Origin of the sequence: Nocardioides caldifontis, from assembly GCF_008087345.1 — a bacterium.
GTDB lineage: Bacteria > Actinomycetota > Actinomycetes > Propionibacteriales > Nocardioidaceae > Marmoricola_A > Marmoricola_A caldifontis.
In genome coordinates, this window is sequence record NZ_VHIB01000001.1 from 860,398 (window position 1) to 876,070 (window position 15,673).

The window sequence follows — 15,673 nt, forward strand, 5'->3', positions numbered from 1 at the left end:
CGCAGCAACACGGGGGAGGGCGGTCAGCCGACGAGTCGGCGGACCGCCCTCCCCCTGTCCAGCCGCAGGCTCTCGGGGGTGTGCAGCCGCACCATGGTCGTCGCGACGTGCGCCGGGACGCGGCGCGGCGTGAGCACCGAGACCACGACCATCGTCACGAAGGCCGCGGGGACCGTCCACGCCGCCGGCTGGGCGAGCAGCGTCGCGGTCCAGCCGTGGTGCTCCACGTCGAGGAGGCTGTCGACGATCGCCGCGCCGGCGAGCAGCCCGCCGACCAGCATCCCGGCCACCGCGCCCGCGTCGGTCAGCCGGCGCCACCAGATGCCGAGCACGATCAGCGGGCAGAAGGTCGAGGCGGCGAAGGCGAACGCCAGCCCCACGGCCTGGGCCACCGCCACCCCGTCGGTGCCGACCGAGGCGACGAGCGGCACGGCCACCGCCACCACCGCGCCGAGCTGGAACGAGCGCACGCCGCCGAGCCGCCGGCCCATCGTGCCCCGGCTCAGCAGGTCCTGGCTCAGCACGCCGGCGACGGCGATCGTCAGCCCGCTGGACGTCGACAGGAACGCCGCGAACGCCCCGGCCGCGGTGAGCGCCGAGAGCAGCTCGCCCGCCACCCCGTCGACCATCCGGCCCGGGAGCTCGAGCACCACCGAGTCGCTGTCGCCGGAGGCCACCAGGTCGGGGGCGTACAGCCGGCCGAGCGCGGCGTACACGGGCGGCAGGACGTAGAACAGCCCGAGGAGGGCGAGCACCGCCACCGTCGTCCGCCGGGCGGCCCGCCCGTCGGGGTTGGTGTAGAAGCGGACCACGACGTGGGGGAGCCCCATGGTGCCGAGGAAGGTCGCGGCGATCAGGGAGTACGTCGTGTAGAGCCCCTGCGTCCCCTCGCCGGTTGGCATCGACCACTCCGAGCCGGTCATCCCGCCGCTGGTCACCGTCGCCGGGCTGGTCGCGCCGTCGCCGGCCCAGGCCGCGAGCAGGAACATCACCGGCACCAGCAGCGCGGTCAGCTTGAGCCAGTACTGGAACGCCTGGACCAGCGTGATGCTCCGCATCCCGCCGAGGAGGACGTTGACGAGCACCACGGTGCTGACCACGAGCCCGCCGAGCCGGTCGTCGGCGTCGACGACGACGCCGAGGGCCAGCCCGGCGCCCTGGAACTGCGGGAGCAGGTAGATCCAGCCGATCGCCACCACGAAGAGCGACGAGGTGCGCCGCGCGACCAGCGACTCCAGCCGGCTCTCCGCGAAGTCCGGGAGCGTGTAGGCGCCCGACCGGCGCAGGGGCGCGGCGACCAGGACCAGGAGGACGACGTAGCCGGCGGTCCAGCCGACCGGGTACCAGAGCATGTCGGCGCCGTAGGCGAGGATCAGCCCGGCGGCGCCGAGGAACGACGCGGCGGAGAGGTACTCCCCGCCGATCGCGCAGGCGTTCAGGGCCGGTCGGACCGACCGGGAGGCGACGAAGAAGTCGCTGGTCGTGCGGGAGAACCGCCAGCCGTAGGCGCCGAGCCCCAAGGTCACCAGCGCGACCAGGACGATCCCCACCCCGGCGTACGGCGTGCTCACCGGTCGGGCTCCTCACCCTCCGGCGGCGCCGTCCCCGGCGCGACCATCGCGACGAAGACCCGCTCGTTGTACTCCGCCCGGCGGACGTAGCCCCAGCCGCAGAGGATCAGGAACGGGTACACCGCGAACGCCAGCAGCACCCACGGCAACGGCATCCCGAGGACCATCACCTCCCGCAGCGCGGGAAACAGCCAGAAGGCCAGCGGCAGCCCGGTGACCAGCCCGGCCACCAGCACCAGCACGCCGACGGCGAGCCGGAGCTGGGCGCGGACCAGCGAGGAGACGTAGACCTCGCCCAGCCGGGTGCGGCTGTCGATCTCCGAGGTCGGCGCTACGCGCCGGGTGCGGGCCGCGGAGGTGCGCGGGCTGGTGACCCGGACCCGGCGTGGAGGGGCGGTCACGGTCGGCCCCCGGCCCCGGGCTTGGCCCGCCGGACCAGCAGGTCGCGCAGCTCGCGGGTGTGCCGGCGCGAGACCGCGAGCTCCTCGCCGTCGACGACGACGGTCACCCGTCCGCCGTCACTGCGCACCTCGCTGATGTGGGCGAGCGCGACCAGGTGCGAGCGGTGGATCCGCACGAACCCGGCGTCGCGCCACTCCTCCTCGAGCGTCGCCAGCGGGACCCGGATCAACGGCGCGCCGGTGGGGGTGTGCAGCCGGGTGTAGTCGCCCTGCGCCTCGACGTAGCGCACCTCCGACCGCTTCACGAAGCGGGTCACGCCCCCGAGCTCCACGGGTACGGCGTCGTCGCCGGCATCCTGGGGCGGCGCCGACGACTCGAGCACCCGGCGGACGGCCTCGGCCAGCCGCTGCTCGCGGACCGGCTTGAGCAGGTAGTCGACGACGTCGAGCTCGAAGGCCTCCACCGCGTGCTCGTCGAACGCGGTCACGAAGACGATCCGCGGAGGCTCCCGGAACCGGCGCAGGACCTGAGCGAGCTCGAGGCCGGTCAGCCCAGGCATCCGGATGTCGCTGAAGACCGCGTCGACCGGCTCCTCCTGGAGCACCCGGAGGGCCTCGGCGGCCGAGTCGGCGGTCAGCACCGCGCCGACCCGGTCGTCGCGGTCGAGCAGGTAGCTGAGCTCGTCGAGCGCCGGCCGCTCGTCGTCGACGACGAGGACCCGGAGCCCGTGGCCCGTCACAGGTGCACCCCGGCCGCGAACTTCGGGACCCGGAGGGTCACCCGGGTGCCGGCGCCCGCCGCGGTCTCGACGACCAGGCCGTACTCGTCGCCGTACGTCGTGCGCAGCCGGGCGTCGACGTTGGCGAGCCCGACCGAGTCGGAGTGGAGCTCGCCGGCCAGCACCCGGCGTACCTTGTCGGGATCCTCGCCGACCCCGTCGTCCTCGACCCAGATGACGGCCTCCCGGTCGTGGTCCTCGGCGACGATCTCGACGCTCCCCGGGCCGGCCTTCGCCTCCAGCCCGTGGCGCACGGCGTTCTCCACCAGTGGCTGCAGGCACAGGAACGGCACGGTCACCGGCAGCACCTCCGGCGCGACCCGGAGGGTGACGTTGAGCCGCTCGCCGAAGCGCGCCTTCTCCAGCACGAGGTAGCGCTCGATCGAGCGCAGCTCCTCGGCGAGCGTGGTGAACTCACCGTGCCGGCGGAACGAGTAGCGGGTGAAGTCGGCGAACTCGAGCAGCAGCTCGCGGGCGTGCTCGGGGTCGGTCCGCACGAACGACGCGATCGCGTTGAGCGAGTTGTAGATGAAGTGCGGGGAGATCTGGGCCCGCAGCGCCCGGACCTCGGCCTCCATCAGCAGGGTGCGGCTGGCGTCGAGCTCGGCGAGCTCGAGCTGGCTGGTCACCCACGCCGCGACCTCCTCCGCCGCCCGGACCAACCCCGCGGAGACCCTTGGTGCGAAGACCTGGAGGGTGCCGACCAGGGTGCCGTCGACGGCGAGCGGGCAGACCACCGCGGAGTCGACCGGGCACCCCGGCTCGGAGCAGGGGAAGTGGTGCCGGTCGTGGATCATCGTGACCTCGGGCGTCGCCCGGGCGAAGCCGCTCGCGTGGTCGCGGTGGTGCTCGTAGTCGCCGTCCCAGGCCAGCACCTCCTGCACGTCGGTGAGCGCCACCGACGGCGTCCCGAGCAGGGTCCGGAGGTGGCGCACCGACTTCTCCGCCGACTGCTCGGTGAGCCCGCTGCGCAGCGCGGGCGCCGCCAGCGAGGCGGTGTGCAGGGTGCGGAAGGTCGCCCGGTCGGCCTCGGTGCCGAGGTGCCCGGACCGACCCCAGCGAGAGCGCAGCAGTCGGAGTCGGCCGGCCATGGGTCAGCGGAAGTCGATCAGCGTGGTGCCGGGGTCCTCGGGCGCCGCCTGCGGCTGGTCACCACGGTCGCCGTCCCCTTCCTGCCGCGAGCCCGCACGCACCGCCTCGGCGGCCGCCGTCAGGTCGGCGCTGTGCTCGGGTTCCTCGATGGTGCCGCGCGGCCGGACCACCGCGCGGTAGCACCGGGTGACGTAGGGCAGCAGCAGCCCGTCGGGGCCGCGGTCGTAGGCGTCGAACAGCTCGTCGACCTTGCGCAGCAGCCGCTCCTGCGCCATCGGGTCCATCGTCGCGACGTTGCTCCGCGAGCGGACGAGGTCGAGCAGCTGCTGGCGGCGCAGCGGCTGCCAGTGGCGGAAGGTGGTCTCCTCGACGAAGCCGAACCGCTTCGAGGCGACCAGGATGTCGGTCGGGTCGGCATCCACCTCCTGCCGGCCGATCAGCGCGGCGAGCTTGCGAACCCACGGGATGCGGGTGTCCGGCTCGTTCCACACCAGCGCGATCCGCCCCTCGGGCTTGAGCATCCGCGCGGCCTCCCGGAGGGCGGCGTCGCTGTCAAACCAGTGGAACGCCTGCGCGGCGACCACCGTGTCGACGCTCCGGGTGGCGACCGGGACCGCCTCGGCAGGGGCGGTGGCGGTGCGGACGTCCGGGTGGCGCAACCGCAGGTGCGAGAGCATCTCGTCGTCGGGGTCGGTGGCGAGCACGTCGTGGCCGAGCCGGACGAGGAGGTCGGTGAACTTGCCGGTGCCGGCGCCGAGCTCGACGACCGTCGAGGGCTGGCGGCCCACCATCCACTCCGCCGCCTCGAGGGGGTACGTGGGACGGCCGCGGTCGTAGGCCTCGGCGACGGAGCCGAAGGCGCGCGCGGGGTCGGGTGGGGAGGGGTTCATGGCGCGCCCAATCTAGCCGTCCGGCGGCCAGGCGCCACTGCGCGGGCGGGTACCGTTCCACCCCGTGCCCGACCCCGTTCCCGCCCCGCCGGCCGACCCGCTGGGCGACCTCGCCGCCCTGGAGGGCGTCGGGTCCGCGATGGCCGCGACGCGCGACGGCGTCGACGCGCTGCTGCGGGACCGCGGGCTGCGGCGCACCGCTCCCGAGCTGACCGCGGAGTCGTTGCTGCGCGGGGCGCACGCGAGCGCCGTGCTCGAGGGCTCCACCTCCTCGCTCGAGGAGCTTCGCGACGGCACCGGCGACGCCACCGCGGCCGCCGCCGTCCGCATCTCCACCGACCTGCTCTCGCTGGTGCCGGTGCTCGCGCACTCCCCGCGACAGGTGTTCGCCCGGCTCCACACGCTGGCCGCCAAGGGCGAGGTCGCCGACGACCAGCTCGGCCGGCCGCGCGGGGGAGTCGGCGCCGAGCGGCTCTCGGCGCTCGGCCGGTTGCTGCTCGAGCCGACGGCGGCGCCCGCGCTGGTCGTCGCGGCGGTGGTGCACGCCGAGCTGCGGACGGTCGCGCCGTTCGTGTCCCACAACGGGCTCGTCGCCCGGGCCGCGGAGCGGCTGCTGCTCGTCGCGCGCGGGGTCGACCCCACCTCGCTGACCGTGCCGGAGGCCGGCCACCTCGCGCTACGAGGCGCGTACGAGTCGAACCTCAGGGGGTACGCCGAGGGCGGGCTCGCCGGGGTCCACGGCTGGCTGCTCTACGCGGCCGAGGGGTACACCGCAGGAGCGCAGGCCAGCCCGCTGCGGGGCTGAGCGGAGATCAGGGTGGTTGAGCATGTCGAAACCACCCCGGACATGCGAGCGGCACTCCGCGTAGGGAGTGCCGCCGCTGACACACGAAGCATGGCTACCAGGCGTGCACACTGGCTGTTGGCCCGGGTGAACCCGAGCTCAACGCCCTCTCGGAAGGGTGGATCACCGCGTGGGTACCAAGCTCGTGTGTAGGTCTTGAGTTGTTCTGGTGCTGGTTCTTTTGTACGCCTCAGACCGGATCAGGGCAAGGGTCCCGAGCCACCCGGTTCGGGGTCCGACCACCCTGGACCGGAGCCGGATCCCCTGCTCCTGCTGGGCTCCGCCCGTTCGAACCGGCGGTCAGGCGACCTCGAGCCGGCGGTCACGCACGCTCGAGCCGGCGACGGGCGCCGAGGTAGATCGCGCTGCCGACGACCACCGCGGTGCCGGCGGCGAGCGCGGCGAGGGCGCCCCGGTTCTCGGGGAGCCGCACCCGGGCGCGCAGCGCCACGGGCCGGTCGAAGAGCAGCACCGGCCAGCCGCGCTCCTTCGCGATCCGGCGGAGCTCCTTGTCGGGGTTGACCGCGTGCGGGTGGCCGACGACCTCCAGCATGTGCACGTCGGTGATCGAGTCGGAGTAGGCGAAGCTCCGTGACAGGTCGTAGCCCCGGAGCTCGGCGAGCTCCTCGATCGCGGACGCCTTGTTCTCCCCGTAGGCGTAGTAGTCGATCTTCCCGGTGTAGCGGCCGTCCTCGATCGCCAACCGGGTCGCGATGACCGCGTCGACCCCGAGCAGCTCGCCGATCGGCTCGACCATCTCCGCTCCGGAGGCCGACACGATGATCACGTCGCGCCCGGCGAGCTGGTGGTCCTCGATGAGCGAGACCGCTTCGTCGTAGACCATCGGGTCGACGATGTTGTGGAGGGTGTCGGAGACGATCTCGCGGACGGTGTCGACGTTCCAGCCGGTGACCATCTCGGAGAGGTAGGCGCGCATCTTCTCCATCTGGTCGTGGTCCGCGCCGCCGACCGCGAAGACGAACTGCGCGTAGGCGCTGCGGAGCACCGAGCGCCGGTTGATCAGCCCGCCGGCGTAGAACGACTTGCTGAACGCCAGCGCGCTCGACTTGGCGATGATCGTCTTGTCGAGGTCGAAGAACGCCGCCGGGCGCCCGCCGGAACGTCGCAGGGTCGGACGGGGCTGCTCCCCGGACCCGGCGACCGTCTCGCTCGCGGCGTCGCTGGACACCGTCCCAGTGTTGCCGATGGGCCGATCGTGCGCGGGCATCTCTCCACATCCGCTCGCGTGCCCAGACCGGTCGTGCCGCCCCGCGAGCCTCCGGCGACGGGGCCGTGGCTGGACTACACTGGTGGTCCAGAACTCTTTGTCTCCGATGTGCGCCGCAGTAGATTGGGAGCACAAATCTCTGACATGCCTGTTGCCACAAGGTAACGTCCGACTCAAGGTTCCAGCGATCCCCCCTCGCTGGTAGCGGTCCCGGCTTATCCCCCCAATGCCTGGACCATGGGGCCCCTGGCTGTCCCCCCTGGCCAGGGGCCCGCCCCGTCTCCAGGGTCGTTCCCCTTCCGCCCCTTCTGCGCCGAACCGCCCGTTGTGGCCGCGTTTGCGCCGTGGGGTTGTCGAGCCGCCCTTCGTGGCGCGCGGACTGGTGTTGAGCCGCCCTTCGTGGCGCGCGGACTGGTGTTGAGCCGCCCTTCGTGGCGGCCGTTCCTCGTCCACAGGCGCGTCACTGCGCGCTCTCTCCACAACCTGGCCCTCCGCGTGCCGGGACCGGGGCGCTCCTCCGGGACCGTCGGACCATGACCACGAGCCCTCCGGCCGCCGTCCCTCCCGCCCGCTCGACCGCCGGCGCCGCGCTGCTGGTCAGCGCCGACGAGCGGCTCACCTCCGACGTCATGCGGCTCGCCGCCGCAGCCGGGGCGCCGCTCGAGGTCGTGGCCGATCCCGCGGCGGCGCTCGGCGGGTGGGGTACGGCGGCGGCGGTGCTCGTGGGCACCGACCTTCTCGCGGTCGTGGCCGCCCACCGGCCGCCTCGACGGGCCGACGTCCACGTGGTGGCCCAGGGCGCCGCTCCCGACTTCCTGTTCCGCGACGCGCTCGACGTCGGTGCAGCGTCGGTCGTCGAGCTGCCCGACGCCGAGCAGTGGCTGGTCAGCGCCCTGACCGACCTCGTGGACGAGGCCGCGGTCACCGGTGCGACGACGGTGGCGGTGGTCGGTGGGGCCGGCGGGGTCGGTGCGACGGTCCTCGCCGTCTCGCTGGGGCTGGTGGCGGCCCGGGAGGGTGAGGCCACCGTGCTGGTGGACCTCGACCCCTGGGGGCCGGGGCTGGCCCGCGTCGCCGGGATCGACGTACGACCGGCGGTGACGTGGCGGGAGCTGGCGCTGTCCCCCGGCCGCTTCGGGGCCCGCAGCCTCCGCGAGGCGCTCGCGACGCCGGACGGTGTCGGGGTGCTGGGGTGGGACGACGCGCCGGGTGGCCCTCCGTCGGCGGCCACCGTGCGGGAGGTGCTGTCGGCTGCCCGGCGCGGCCACTCGTGGGTCGTCGTCGACCTGCCGCACCGTGACGGCGGGCTCGTCGCAGAGGTGTTGCCGCACTGCGACGCGGTCCTGCTGGTCGGCGCGGCGACGCTCGGCTCCGTGGCCGCGACCGCCCGGGTGGCCGGCCGGCTGCGGGACCACGGCGCGGACCCGGGGCTCGTGGTCCGCACCCGCCGGGGTGGTCTGGAGCCCGAGGAGCTGGCGGAGGCCGTGGCGCTGCCTCTGCTCGCCCGGCTCCCGGACCAGCGCCGGCTCGACGAGCACCTCGACCTCGGTGCCGGTCCGGTGCACGCCCGCCGCGGCGTCCTGTCCCGGACCGCGGAGGTGCTGCTCGAGCGCTGCCGGGAGATGCGGTGAGCGCCTCGCCCGGCGCGGCCCGTGCGCCGGTGCCCGACTCCGTGGCCGAGCTGGTCGAACCGGTCCGCGAGCACCTCGCCCGCGAGGGGGTCCCGCTGACCCCGGCGGTGGTCGCCGCGGCGCTGCGGGCCCGCGGCCGTCCGGTCGGCGACGCGACGGTGCTCGCCGTGCTCGACGTGCTCCGCCGCGACGTGGTGGGCGCCGGCCCGCTGGAGGAGCTGCTGACCCTGGACGGGGTGACGGACGTGCTGGTCAACGGGCCGGAGGCGGTGTACGTCGACCGTGGCCGGGGGCTCGAGCGGAGCGACGTCCGGTTCCCCGACGACGTCGCGGTGCGCCGGCTGGCCCAGCGGCTCGCCGGCTCCGCGGGGCGTCGGTTGGACGACGCGTCGCCGTACGTCGACCTCCGGCTGGCCGACGGCACCCGGTTCCACGCGGTGCTCGCGCCGCTGTCCCGGCCGGGGACCACCATCTCCCTCCGGGTCCCGCGACGCCGGGCCTTCGCCCTCGCCGAGCTCCGGGCCGCCGGCTCGATGACACCTGACGTGGCCGACGTCCTCGAGGCGGTCGTCGAACGACGGCTCGCCCTCCTGGTCAGCGGCGGCACCGGCTCCGGGAAGACCACGCTGCTCAACGCCCTGCTCTCGCTCGTCCACCCCGACGAGCGGGTGCTCGTCGTGGAGGACACCGCCGAGCTCCGTCCCGACCACCCGCACGTCGTGTCGCTCGAGGCGAGGCCGGCCAACATCGAGGGCTCCGGCCGGGTCGACCTGCGGACGCTGGTGCGGCAGGCCCTGCGGATGCGGCCGGACCGGGTCGTCGTCGGCGAGGTGCGGGGGGACGAGGTGGTCGACTTCCTCGCGGCGCTCAACACCGGTCACGACGGCGGAGCCTGCACCATCCACGCCAACTCGACCGCCGACGTCGTGGCCCGGGTCGAGGGGCTCGCGCTCGCGGCCGGACTTCCCCAGGCGGCGGTGCACGCCCAGGTGGCGGCAGCGCTGGACGTGCTCGTCCACTGCGACCGCGACCGGCGCGGACGGCGCCGGGTGAGTGCGGTGTCGGTCCTGGAGCGGGGTCCGGACGGCCGGGTGCACGCGGTGCCGGCGTTGACCGTCGACGCCGACGGGCGCACCGAGGAGCACCGTGGGGCCGCGGATCTCGCGCGGCTGCTCGAAAGCCACTGAGGCGTGGACAGCACTGCGCGGGCGGTGATCCTGCTCCTGCCCGCCCTCGCCGCCGCGGTGGGCGCCGCGCTGCTGCTCTTGGCACGGCCCAGGGCGCCGGTCGCTCGTTCCGGACGCTCGCCGCGTGGACGTCCCACGGTGGCCTGGGCAGGTGCGACCGTCGTGCTGGGCGTCGCGGTGGCCGGGGTCCGCGGCACCCATCTCGGGGTCGCGGCGGTCGCGGCGCTCGCGCTGTTCCTCCTCGCCCAGGGGGTCGACCGGGCCCGTTCCGAGCGGAGGGCGGAGGCGCGGCGGCGGGCGGTCGTCGACTACTGCGAGGCGCTCCTCGGGGAGCTCGAGGCGGGACAGCCGGTGCAGGCCGCGGTGGAGCGGTGCGCCACCACGTGGCCGGAGAGCGCACCGGTGGCCGCGGCGGCCCGGCTCGGTGCCGACGTGCCGGCTGCGCTGCGGGAGGCCGCCTGTGCCCCGGGCGCGGCCGCGCTCAACCGGCTGGCCGCGGCGTGGGAGCTGTCGGCCGCGACCGGCGCCGGGTTGGCGTTCGCCCTGCGCCAGGTGATCCGCACGGTACGCGGGGAGCAGCTCGTCGCCGCCCGCGTCGGCGCGGAGCTCGCCTCCGCGCGGGCCACCGCCCGCCTGGTCACGGTGTTGCCCGCCGTCGTGCTGGTGGCTGCGCAGGGCGTGGGCGCCGAGCCCTGGCGCTTCTTGCTGGACACCGTCCCGGGGGTCGGTTGCCTGCTCCTGGGCGTGCTGCTCAGCGCCGCCGGGTTGCGGTGGATCGACGCGATAGGCGCCGCCGCGCGGGGGACCGGCTGATGGGGGCCGACGCGCTCGCAGCTGCCGTCCTCGCAGCGCTGCTGGCCGCCGTGGCGGCTGCCCTTGCCCTGCCGGCACGGCGCGCCGTGGGCCGGGCCGAGCCGCCCCCCGGATCCCCGCCGTCACCGGCACCGGGTCCTCGGCTCGCGCCGGCCGCCCTGCGGCTGGTCGTTGCAGCCGGTGCGGCGGGGGCGGTCGGGCTGCTGGTCCCCGGGTGGGCCGGGCTCATCGGTGCGGTCCTCACGGGAGCCCTGGTGTGGCACCGCAGCAGGCACTGGGAGAGCGCCACCGGGCGCCGGCGCCGGGAGGCAGTCGAGGCCGAGCTCCCGCACGTGGTGGACCTGCTGGTCGCCGCCCTGCACGTAGGCGCCGCACCCGCCGAGGCGCTGGAGAGGGCCGCCGCGTTGACCGGTGGGCCGATGGCGGAGGAGCTCGACGGCTGGCTGGCGCGGCTGCGGCTGGGGGCGGACCCGGTGTCGGTCTGGGCGGGGATGGCTCAGGACCCCCGGCTCGGCCGGTTGGGCACGACGCTGGCGCGCTCGGCACGGAGCGGCGCCCCGGTCGCCGAGGCACTGCTGCGCCTCTCCGACGAGCTGGCCGACCGGGCTCGGGTCGAGGTCGAGACCCGGGTGCGCCAGGTGGAGGTCAAGGCTGCGGTGCCGCTCGGCGTCTGCCTGCTGCCCGGGTTCGTGCTCACCGGGGTCGTGCCGTTGGTGGCCGGCGCGGCCGCCCAGCTGCTCGGCTGAAAGGGCTGCCTCGGCGCGGTCCGGCAGGCCGTGGAACGTCCCCAGGCCGCCAACTGCGGGGTCCCTCCGCAGCCCCTCCGCTCGACCCCGGCGCCGCGGTCCGAGCCGGACGAGAGTTCCCGCATCAACCAGGCCGGAGTCCCCGGCCACGACCCCCAGGAGGAACTCATGACCCGCTCTCCCAACGCCCGGGTGCGCAACCAGGTCGGCGCGGCCAGCGCCGAGTACGCCGCCGTCACCGCGGCCGGTGTCGGCCTCGCCGGCGTGCTAATCAAGGTGCTCACCAGCGACTTCGGCCAGGCCCTGCTCGAGCGGATCCTCGAGTTCTTCCTGACGATGATCGGGGTGGGCTGACCGTGCGCACCGGGGCCGTCGTGGGGAGACGTCCGGGGAGGTGGCTCCCCACGGCGACCCCCGCCGCGCGTACCGAACGAGGTGCGGTCACGGCGGAGGCGGCGGCGGTGCTGCCCCTCCTCGTCGCGGTGCTCCTCGGGCTGACCTGGCTCGTCGCCCTCGCCGGTGCCCAGGTGCGGGTGGTCGACGCCGCCCGCGAGACCGCGAGGGCCGCCGCCCGTGGCGAGAGCGACGGTGTGGCGGTCGCCCACGGCCGGCGGGTGGCGCCGGAGGCCAGGATCACCGTCAGCCGCGGGGCCGAGGACGTGCGGGTGGACGCCCGGGCCGAGTTCGCGGGACCGGGCGGGCTCTTCGCGTTCCTGCCGGGAGTCGAGCTCGACGCCCAGGCCGTCGCCGCCCGGGAGCCGGAATGACCCGGCGGCAGCGCGACCAGGCGGGGCTCGCCGTGCCGGTGGTGGTCGCCGGGATCGCGCTCCTGGCGACGCTCGCGCTCGTGGTGGCGCTCCTCGGGCGGCTGGTCGCCGACCAGCGGCGGGCGGCGGCCGCCGCCGACCTCGCCGCGTTGGCGGCCGCGGCGGCGACCCAGTTCGGCGAGGAGCCGTGCCCGGCGGCGGCGAGGGCCGCGGAGCAGAACGGGAGCCGGCTCACGGCCTGTGTCGTGGACGGCGACCGGGTGCGGGTCCGCGCCGTGCGCGAATCGGCGTCGGTGCTCGGCCGCACGCTCGAGGTGCTCGGCGAGGCCCACGCAGGCCCGGTCCGGTGACCGGGTCAGCCCGCGAGCAGCAGGTCGAGCAGCCGCACCGCGCCTGCCTTGTCGAGCGGGTTGTTGCCGTTGCCGCACTTGGGCGACTGCACGCACGACGGGCAGCCGGACTCGCACTGGCAGGACGCGATCGCCTCCCGGGTGGCGCCCAGCCACGCCCGGGCCTTGCCGAAGCCGTGCTCGGCGAAGCCGGCGCCCCCGGGGTGGCCGTCGTAGACGAAGACCGTGAGCTGCCCGGTGTCGGGGTGGAGCGCGGTCGAGACGCCGCCGATGTCCCACCGGTCGCAGGTGGCGAACAACGGCAGCAGCCCGATGGAGGCGTGCTCGGCGGCGTGCGCCGCACCCGGGAGGTCGGCTGCGTCCAACCCGCTGGCGGCGAGCAGCCCCGGCGGCACCGTCCACCAGACCGCACGGGTCTCCAGCGTGCGCTCCGGCAGCTGCAGGGGCTCCTCGGCGACGATCTCCTGCGAAGGGATCCGCCGCTTGAGGAACGACACCACCTGGTGGGCGACCTGGACCGACCCGAACGAGAGCCGCGCCCGCCCCCACGCCTCGGCGGCCAGCTCCTCGACGATCGCGATGTCGGTGACCTCGCGGGCGGTCGTGGTGTACGGCGGGTCGGCCCGCTCGAGGACCGCCACGTGGTCGTCGAGGTCGAGCGACCGGACCAGGTACGTCTCCCCCTGGTGCAGGTAGACCGCGCCCTCGTGGACGGTCGAGTGGGCCGAGGAGGCGTCGACGGTGCCGACCACCCGGCCGGTCTCCGCCTCGACGAGGTCGACCGGCCGCCCGCCGGTGGAGCGCAGGTCGGCGAGGTCCGAGGCGCGGCTGCGGTCGGTCCAGAACCACCCCGCGGGCCGGCGGCGCAGGAGCCCGGCCGCTGTCAGGGCATCGACCCCCTCGTGCGCTGCGGGGCCGAAGAGGGGGAGATCGGCGGTGGTCAGCGGCAGCTCCGCGGCAGCCGCGCACAGGTGGGGGCCGACGACGTAGGGGTTTCCCGGGTCGAACACCGTGGCTTCGACGGGCGTGCCGACGAGCGCCTCCGGGTGGGTGACCAGGTAGGTGTCCAGCGGGTCGTCGCGCGCGACGAGCACCGCGAGCGCGTCGGTCCCCCGGCGCCCCGCCCGGCCCACCTGCTGCCACATCCCGGCCCGGGTGCCCGGGAAGCCGGCCATCAGCACGGCGTCGAGCCCCGAGACGTCGATCCCCAGCTCCAACGCGTTCGTGGCGGCCACCCCACGCAGCCGGCCGTCGCGAAGGGCCGCCTCGAGGGCCCGCCGGTCCTCGGGGAGGTAGCCCCCGCGGTACGCCGCGACCGAGCGACCGAGTCCCGGTACGGCCTCATCGAGGTGGCGCGCCGCGGTGACCGCGACGGCCTCGGCGCCCTTGCGGGACCGGACGAACGCCAGCGTGCGGACGTCGTCGGCGACCAGGTCGGCGAGCAGGTCGGCCACCTCAGCGGTCGTGGACCGCCGTACGGGGGCGCCGTTCTCGCCCTCGAGCCCGGTGAACGGCGGCTCCCAGAGCCCCAGGGCGACCGCGCCGCGCGCCGAGCCGTCGTCCACGACCGGCCTCACCTCGAGCCCGGTGAGCCGGGCGGCCGAGGCTTCCGGCTCGGCGACGGTCGCCGACGCGAGCACGAAGGTGGGCTCAGCGCCGTAGTGGGCGCAGACCCGCCGCAGGCGGCGCAGGACGAGGGAGACATGTGCGCCGAACACCCCGCGGTAGTGGTGGCACTCGTCGACGACCACGTAGCGGAGCCGGGAGAAGAACCCCGCCCATCGCGCGTGGCCCGGCAACAGCGAGTGGTGGAGCATGTCGGGGTTGGTGAGGACGTACTCCGCGTGGTCGCGTGCCCAGTCCCGCTGCTCCCGAGGGCTGTCGCCGTCGTGGGTGCAGGCCGCCAGCCCGGGCACGCCGAGGCCGGCCAGCGCGTTCAGCTGGTCCTGGGCGAGCGCCTTCGTGGGGGAGAGGTAGAGGACGGTGGCTCCGCGCCTGCCGTTCGGACGCCGCTCGGCGAGCACCGCGGAGAGCGCTGGCAGCTGGAAGGCCAGCGACTTGCCCGACGCCGTCCCGGTCGCGAGCACGACGTGCGAACCACCACGGGCGAGCTCGGCGGCCTCCACCTGGTGGGTCCAGGGACGGTCGACGCCCCGCGCCTGCCACGCCTCGACGAGCGTCGGGGGAGCCCACGCCGGCCACGGCGCCGTACGTCCATCGCGGCGGGGCAGGTGCTCGACGTGCGTCAGCCGTTCCGAGCGGGCCGGATCGCCCGCGAGCAGCCGCGACAGGAGCTCGCCACCGACGGCTGCCGGGGCTGCGGGCGAGGGGCTGGACACCCGGCAAGTGTGCGTGACGTGGTTGAATGCATCGAGTTGCGGATCAGGCAGACCGGTCCGCCCATGTTCGTTGCAATCACGGAGGAGAGCCCGTGGACCTGTCCCTCGAGACGCGTCAGCAGAATGACCGCACCATCATCGAGGTCGGCGGCGAGATCGACGTGTACACCGCGCCCAAGCTCCGCGAGTGCATCACGGGCCTCGTCGACGAGGGCCACAAGGACCTGATCATCGACCTGGAGAAGGTCGAGTTCATGGACTCCACCGGCCTCGGCGTCCTGGTGGGCGGCCTCAAGCGGGTCCGCACCCACGAAGGATCCCTCGAGCTGGTCTGCACCCAGGAGCGGCTCCTCAAGATCTTCCGGATCACTGGGCTGGGCAAGGTCTTCGCGATCCACGGGTCGCAGGCCGAAGCCACCGCCCAGTAGTCCGCGATGTCCTCGCCTGTGTCGACCCGCACCGATGCCGCCGTCACGATCTCGATCTCGCGTGACCCGGCCCTGGTCCGCACCGTCCGCCTCGTCGCGGCTGCGGTCGCCCGGAGGGTCGACGCCGACGAGGCGCTGATCGAGGAGATCCGGTTCTCCGTCGGTGAGGCCTGCGCCGTGATGATCGGCACCGGCGAGAACGACTCGGCCTCCGACGGCCACGTCGACGTCCGGATCACCACCGACGACCACCTCACGGTCACCGTCAGTGGTCGCGCCGACGGGACCGACGCGAACATGGGCGAGATGGGACTCGACCCGTGGGCGCTGCTCCGCGGGCTCTCCGACAACGTCACCGTCGAGGACGCCGACGGTCGCACCACGTTGCGGATGTCCTGGCCCGTATGACCTCCTGCTCCACTCCTGCCTCCCTCGGGAGCTCCTTCCGGCTGCCTGACGCCGTTTCCTCCCGATCCGCTTTCGGCGTGTCCTCCTCGCCGTGGCGTCGTTGCGTGACCGGCGTCTCTCAGTAGACTCCCGAACCGCGTGGGTCAGGTCACACCTGACCCACACCGCTCCGTGCTCAGCCATGGGCACAACACAGGGC

The 15,673-nt window shown here is 74.8% G+C and carries 17 protein-coding genes; 10 read left to right on the plus strand and 7 right to left on the minus strand.

Features of this window, described 5'->3' with window-relative positions; genetic code table 11:
• Positions 1-23: 23 nt before the first annotated feature.
• Genes FIP57_RS12250 through FIP57_RS12270 form a run of 5 tightly spaced genes read right to left on the minus strand, consistent with a single transcriptional unit; the run spans position 24 to position 4,733 of the window.
• Positions 24-1,571: a sodium/solute symporter gene (locus tag FIP57_RS12250; protein WP_148573752.1), complete on the minus strand. Its 1,548-nt coding sequence runs from the start codon at positions 1,569-1,571 to the stop codon at positions 24-26.
• Positions 1,568-1,972: a hypothetical protein gene (locus tag FIP57_RS12255; RefSeq protein ID WP_148573753.1), complete on the minus strand. Its 405-nt coding sequence runs from the start codon at positions 1,970-1,972 to the stop codon at positions 1,568-1,570. Before FIP57_RS12255 ends, FIP57_RS12250 begins: the two co-directional genes overlap by 4 nt.
• Positions 1,969-2,712 carry a LytR/AlgR family response regulator transcription factor gene (locus FIP57_RS12260; protein WP_148573754.1) on the minus strand — a complete coding sequence of 248 codons (744 nt, stop codon included), beginning with the start codon at positions 2,710-2,712 and terminating at the stop codon, positions 1,969-1,971. The genes FIP57_RS12255 and FIP57_RS12260 overlap by 4 nt, the downstream gene beginning before the upstream one ends.
• On the minus strand, positions 2,709-3,842 hold the full coding sequence (locus FIP57_RS12265) for a sensor histidine kinase (protein ID WP_148573755.1): 1,134 nt from the start codon (positions 3,840-3,842) through the stop codon (positions 2,709-2,711). The genes FIP57_RS12260 and FIP57_RS12265 overlap by 4 nt, the downstream gene beginning before the upstream one ends.
• A 3-nt stretch (positions 3,843-3,845) precedes the next feature.
• On the minus strand, positions 3,846-4,733 hold the full coding sequence (locus FIP57_RS12270; RefSeq protein WP_148573756.1) for a class I SAM-dependent methyltransferase: 888 nt from the start codon (positions 4,731-4,733) through the stop codon (positions 3,846-3,848).
• A gap of 64 nt (positions 4,734-4,797) precedes the next feature.
• On the opposite strand from FIP57_RS12270, the gene FIP57_RS12275 reads away from it, so the two are divergent.
• Positions 4,798-5,538, plus strand: a complete 741-nt coding sequence (locus FIP57_RS12275; protein WP_238993423.1) for a Fic family protein — start codon at positions 4,798-4,800, stop codon at positions 5,536-5,538.
• Positions 5,539-5,899: 361 nt separating this feature from the next.
• Here the strand turns inward: FIP57_RS12275 and FIP57_RS12280 are convergent, their stop codons facing one another.
• Positions 5,900-6,766, minus strand: coding sequence for an HAD family hydrolase (locus tag FIP57_RS12280; protein ID WP_476739174.1), 867 nt, complete (start codon positions 6,764-6,766; stop codon positions 5,900-5,902).
• A gap of 572 nt (positions 6,767-7,338) precedes the next feature.
• Between FIP57_RS12280 and ssd the strand changes: the two genes are divergently transcribed.
• The 7 genes from ssd to FIP57_RS12315 all read left to right on the plus strand — a co-directional run bounded on the left by ssd (position 7,339) and on the right by FIP57_RS12315 (position 12,299).
• On the plus strand, positions 7,339-8,436 hold the full coding sequence (ssd, locus tag FIP57_RS12285; RefSeq protein ID WP_148573758.1) for a septum site-determining protein Ssd: 1,098 nt from the start codon (positions 7,339-7,341) through the stop codon (positions 8,434-8,436).
• The gene (locus FIP57_RS12290) at positions 8,433-9,623 is read left to right on the plus strand and encodes a TadA family conjugal transfer-associated ATPase (RefSeq protein ID WP_238993424.1); all 1,191 of its coding nucleotides are present in this window, start codon (positions 8,433-8,435) and stop codon (positions 9,621-9,623) included. Before ssd ends, FIP57_RS12290 begins: the two co-directional genes overlap by 4 nt.
• Before the next feature lie 3 nt (positions 9,624-9,626).
• Entirely contained in the window at positions 9,627-10,436 is an 810-nt protein-coding gene (locus FIP57_RS12295) for a type II secretion system F family protein (RefSeq protein ID WP_148573760.1), read from the plus strand.
• Positions 10,436-11,182 (plus strand): type II secretion system F family protein, encoded by a 747-nt coding sequence (locus FIP57_RS12300; protein WP_148573761.1) that lies wholly within the window; start codon positions 10,436-10,438, stop codon positions 11,180-11,182. Before FIP57_RS12295 ends, FIP57_RS12300 begins: the two co-directional genes overlap by 1 nt.
• Before the next feature lie 168 nt (positions 11,183-11,350).
• Positions 11,351-11,536 carry a DUF4244 domain-containing protein gene (locus FIP57_RS12305; protein WP_148573762.1) on the plus strand — a complete coding sequence of 62 codons (186 nt, stop codon included), beginning with the start codon at positions 11,351-11,353 and terminating at the stop codon, positions 11,534-11,536.
• Between the two features lie 20 nt (positions 11,537-11,556).
• Positions 11,557-11,949 (plus strand): TadE family type IV pilus minor pilin, encoded by a 393-nt coding sequence (locus FIP57_RS12310; RefSeq protein ID WP_148574179.1) that lies wholly within the window; start codon positions 11,557-11,559, stop codon positions 11,947-11,949.
• Complete coding sequence (locus FIP57_RS12315) at positions 11,946-12,299, plus strand: Rv3654c family TadE-like protein (protein ID WP_148573763.1); 354 nt, start codon at positions 11,946-11,948, stop codon at positions 12,297-12,299. The genes FIP57_RS12310 and FIP57_RS12315 overlap by 4 nt, the downstream gene beginning before the upstream one ends.
• A 5-nt stretch (positions 12,300-12,304) precedes the next feature.
• Here the strand turns inward: FIP57_RS12315 and FIP57_RS12320 are convergent, their stop codons facing one another.
• Positions 12,305-14,638 (minus strand): DEAD/DEAH box helicase, encoded by a 2,334-nt coding sequence (locus FIP57_RS12320; RefSeq protein WP_203231192.1) that lies wholly within the window; start codon positions 14,636-14,638, stop codon positions 12,305-12,307.
• A 92-nt stretch (positions 14,639-14,730) separates the two neighbouring features.
• Here FIP57_RS12320 and FIP57_RS12325 point away from each other — a divergent pair, with 92 nt between their 5' ends.
• The gene (locus FIP57_RS12325) at positions 14,731-15,066 is read left to right on the plus strand and encodes an STAS domain-containing protein (protein ID WP_148573765.1); all 336 of its coding nucleotides are present in this window, start codon (positions 14,731-14,733) and stop codon (positions 15,064-15,066) included.
• Positions 15,067-15,072: 6 nt separating this feature from the next.
• Complete coding sequence (locus FIP57_RS12330; RefSeq protein WP_148573766.1) at positions 15,073-15,474, plus strand: ATP-binding protein; 402 nt, start codon at positions 15,073-15,075, stop codon at positions 15,472-15,474.
• Positions 15,475-15,673: the final 199 nt, after the last annotated feature.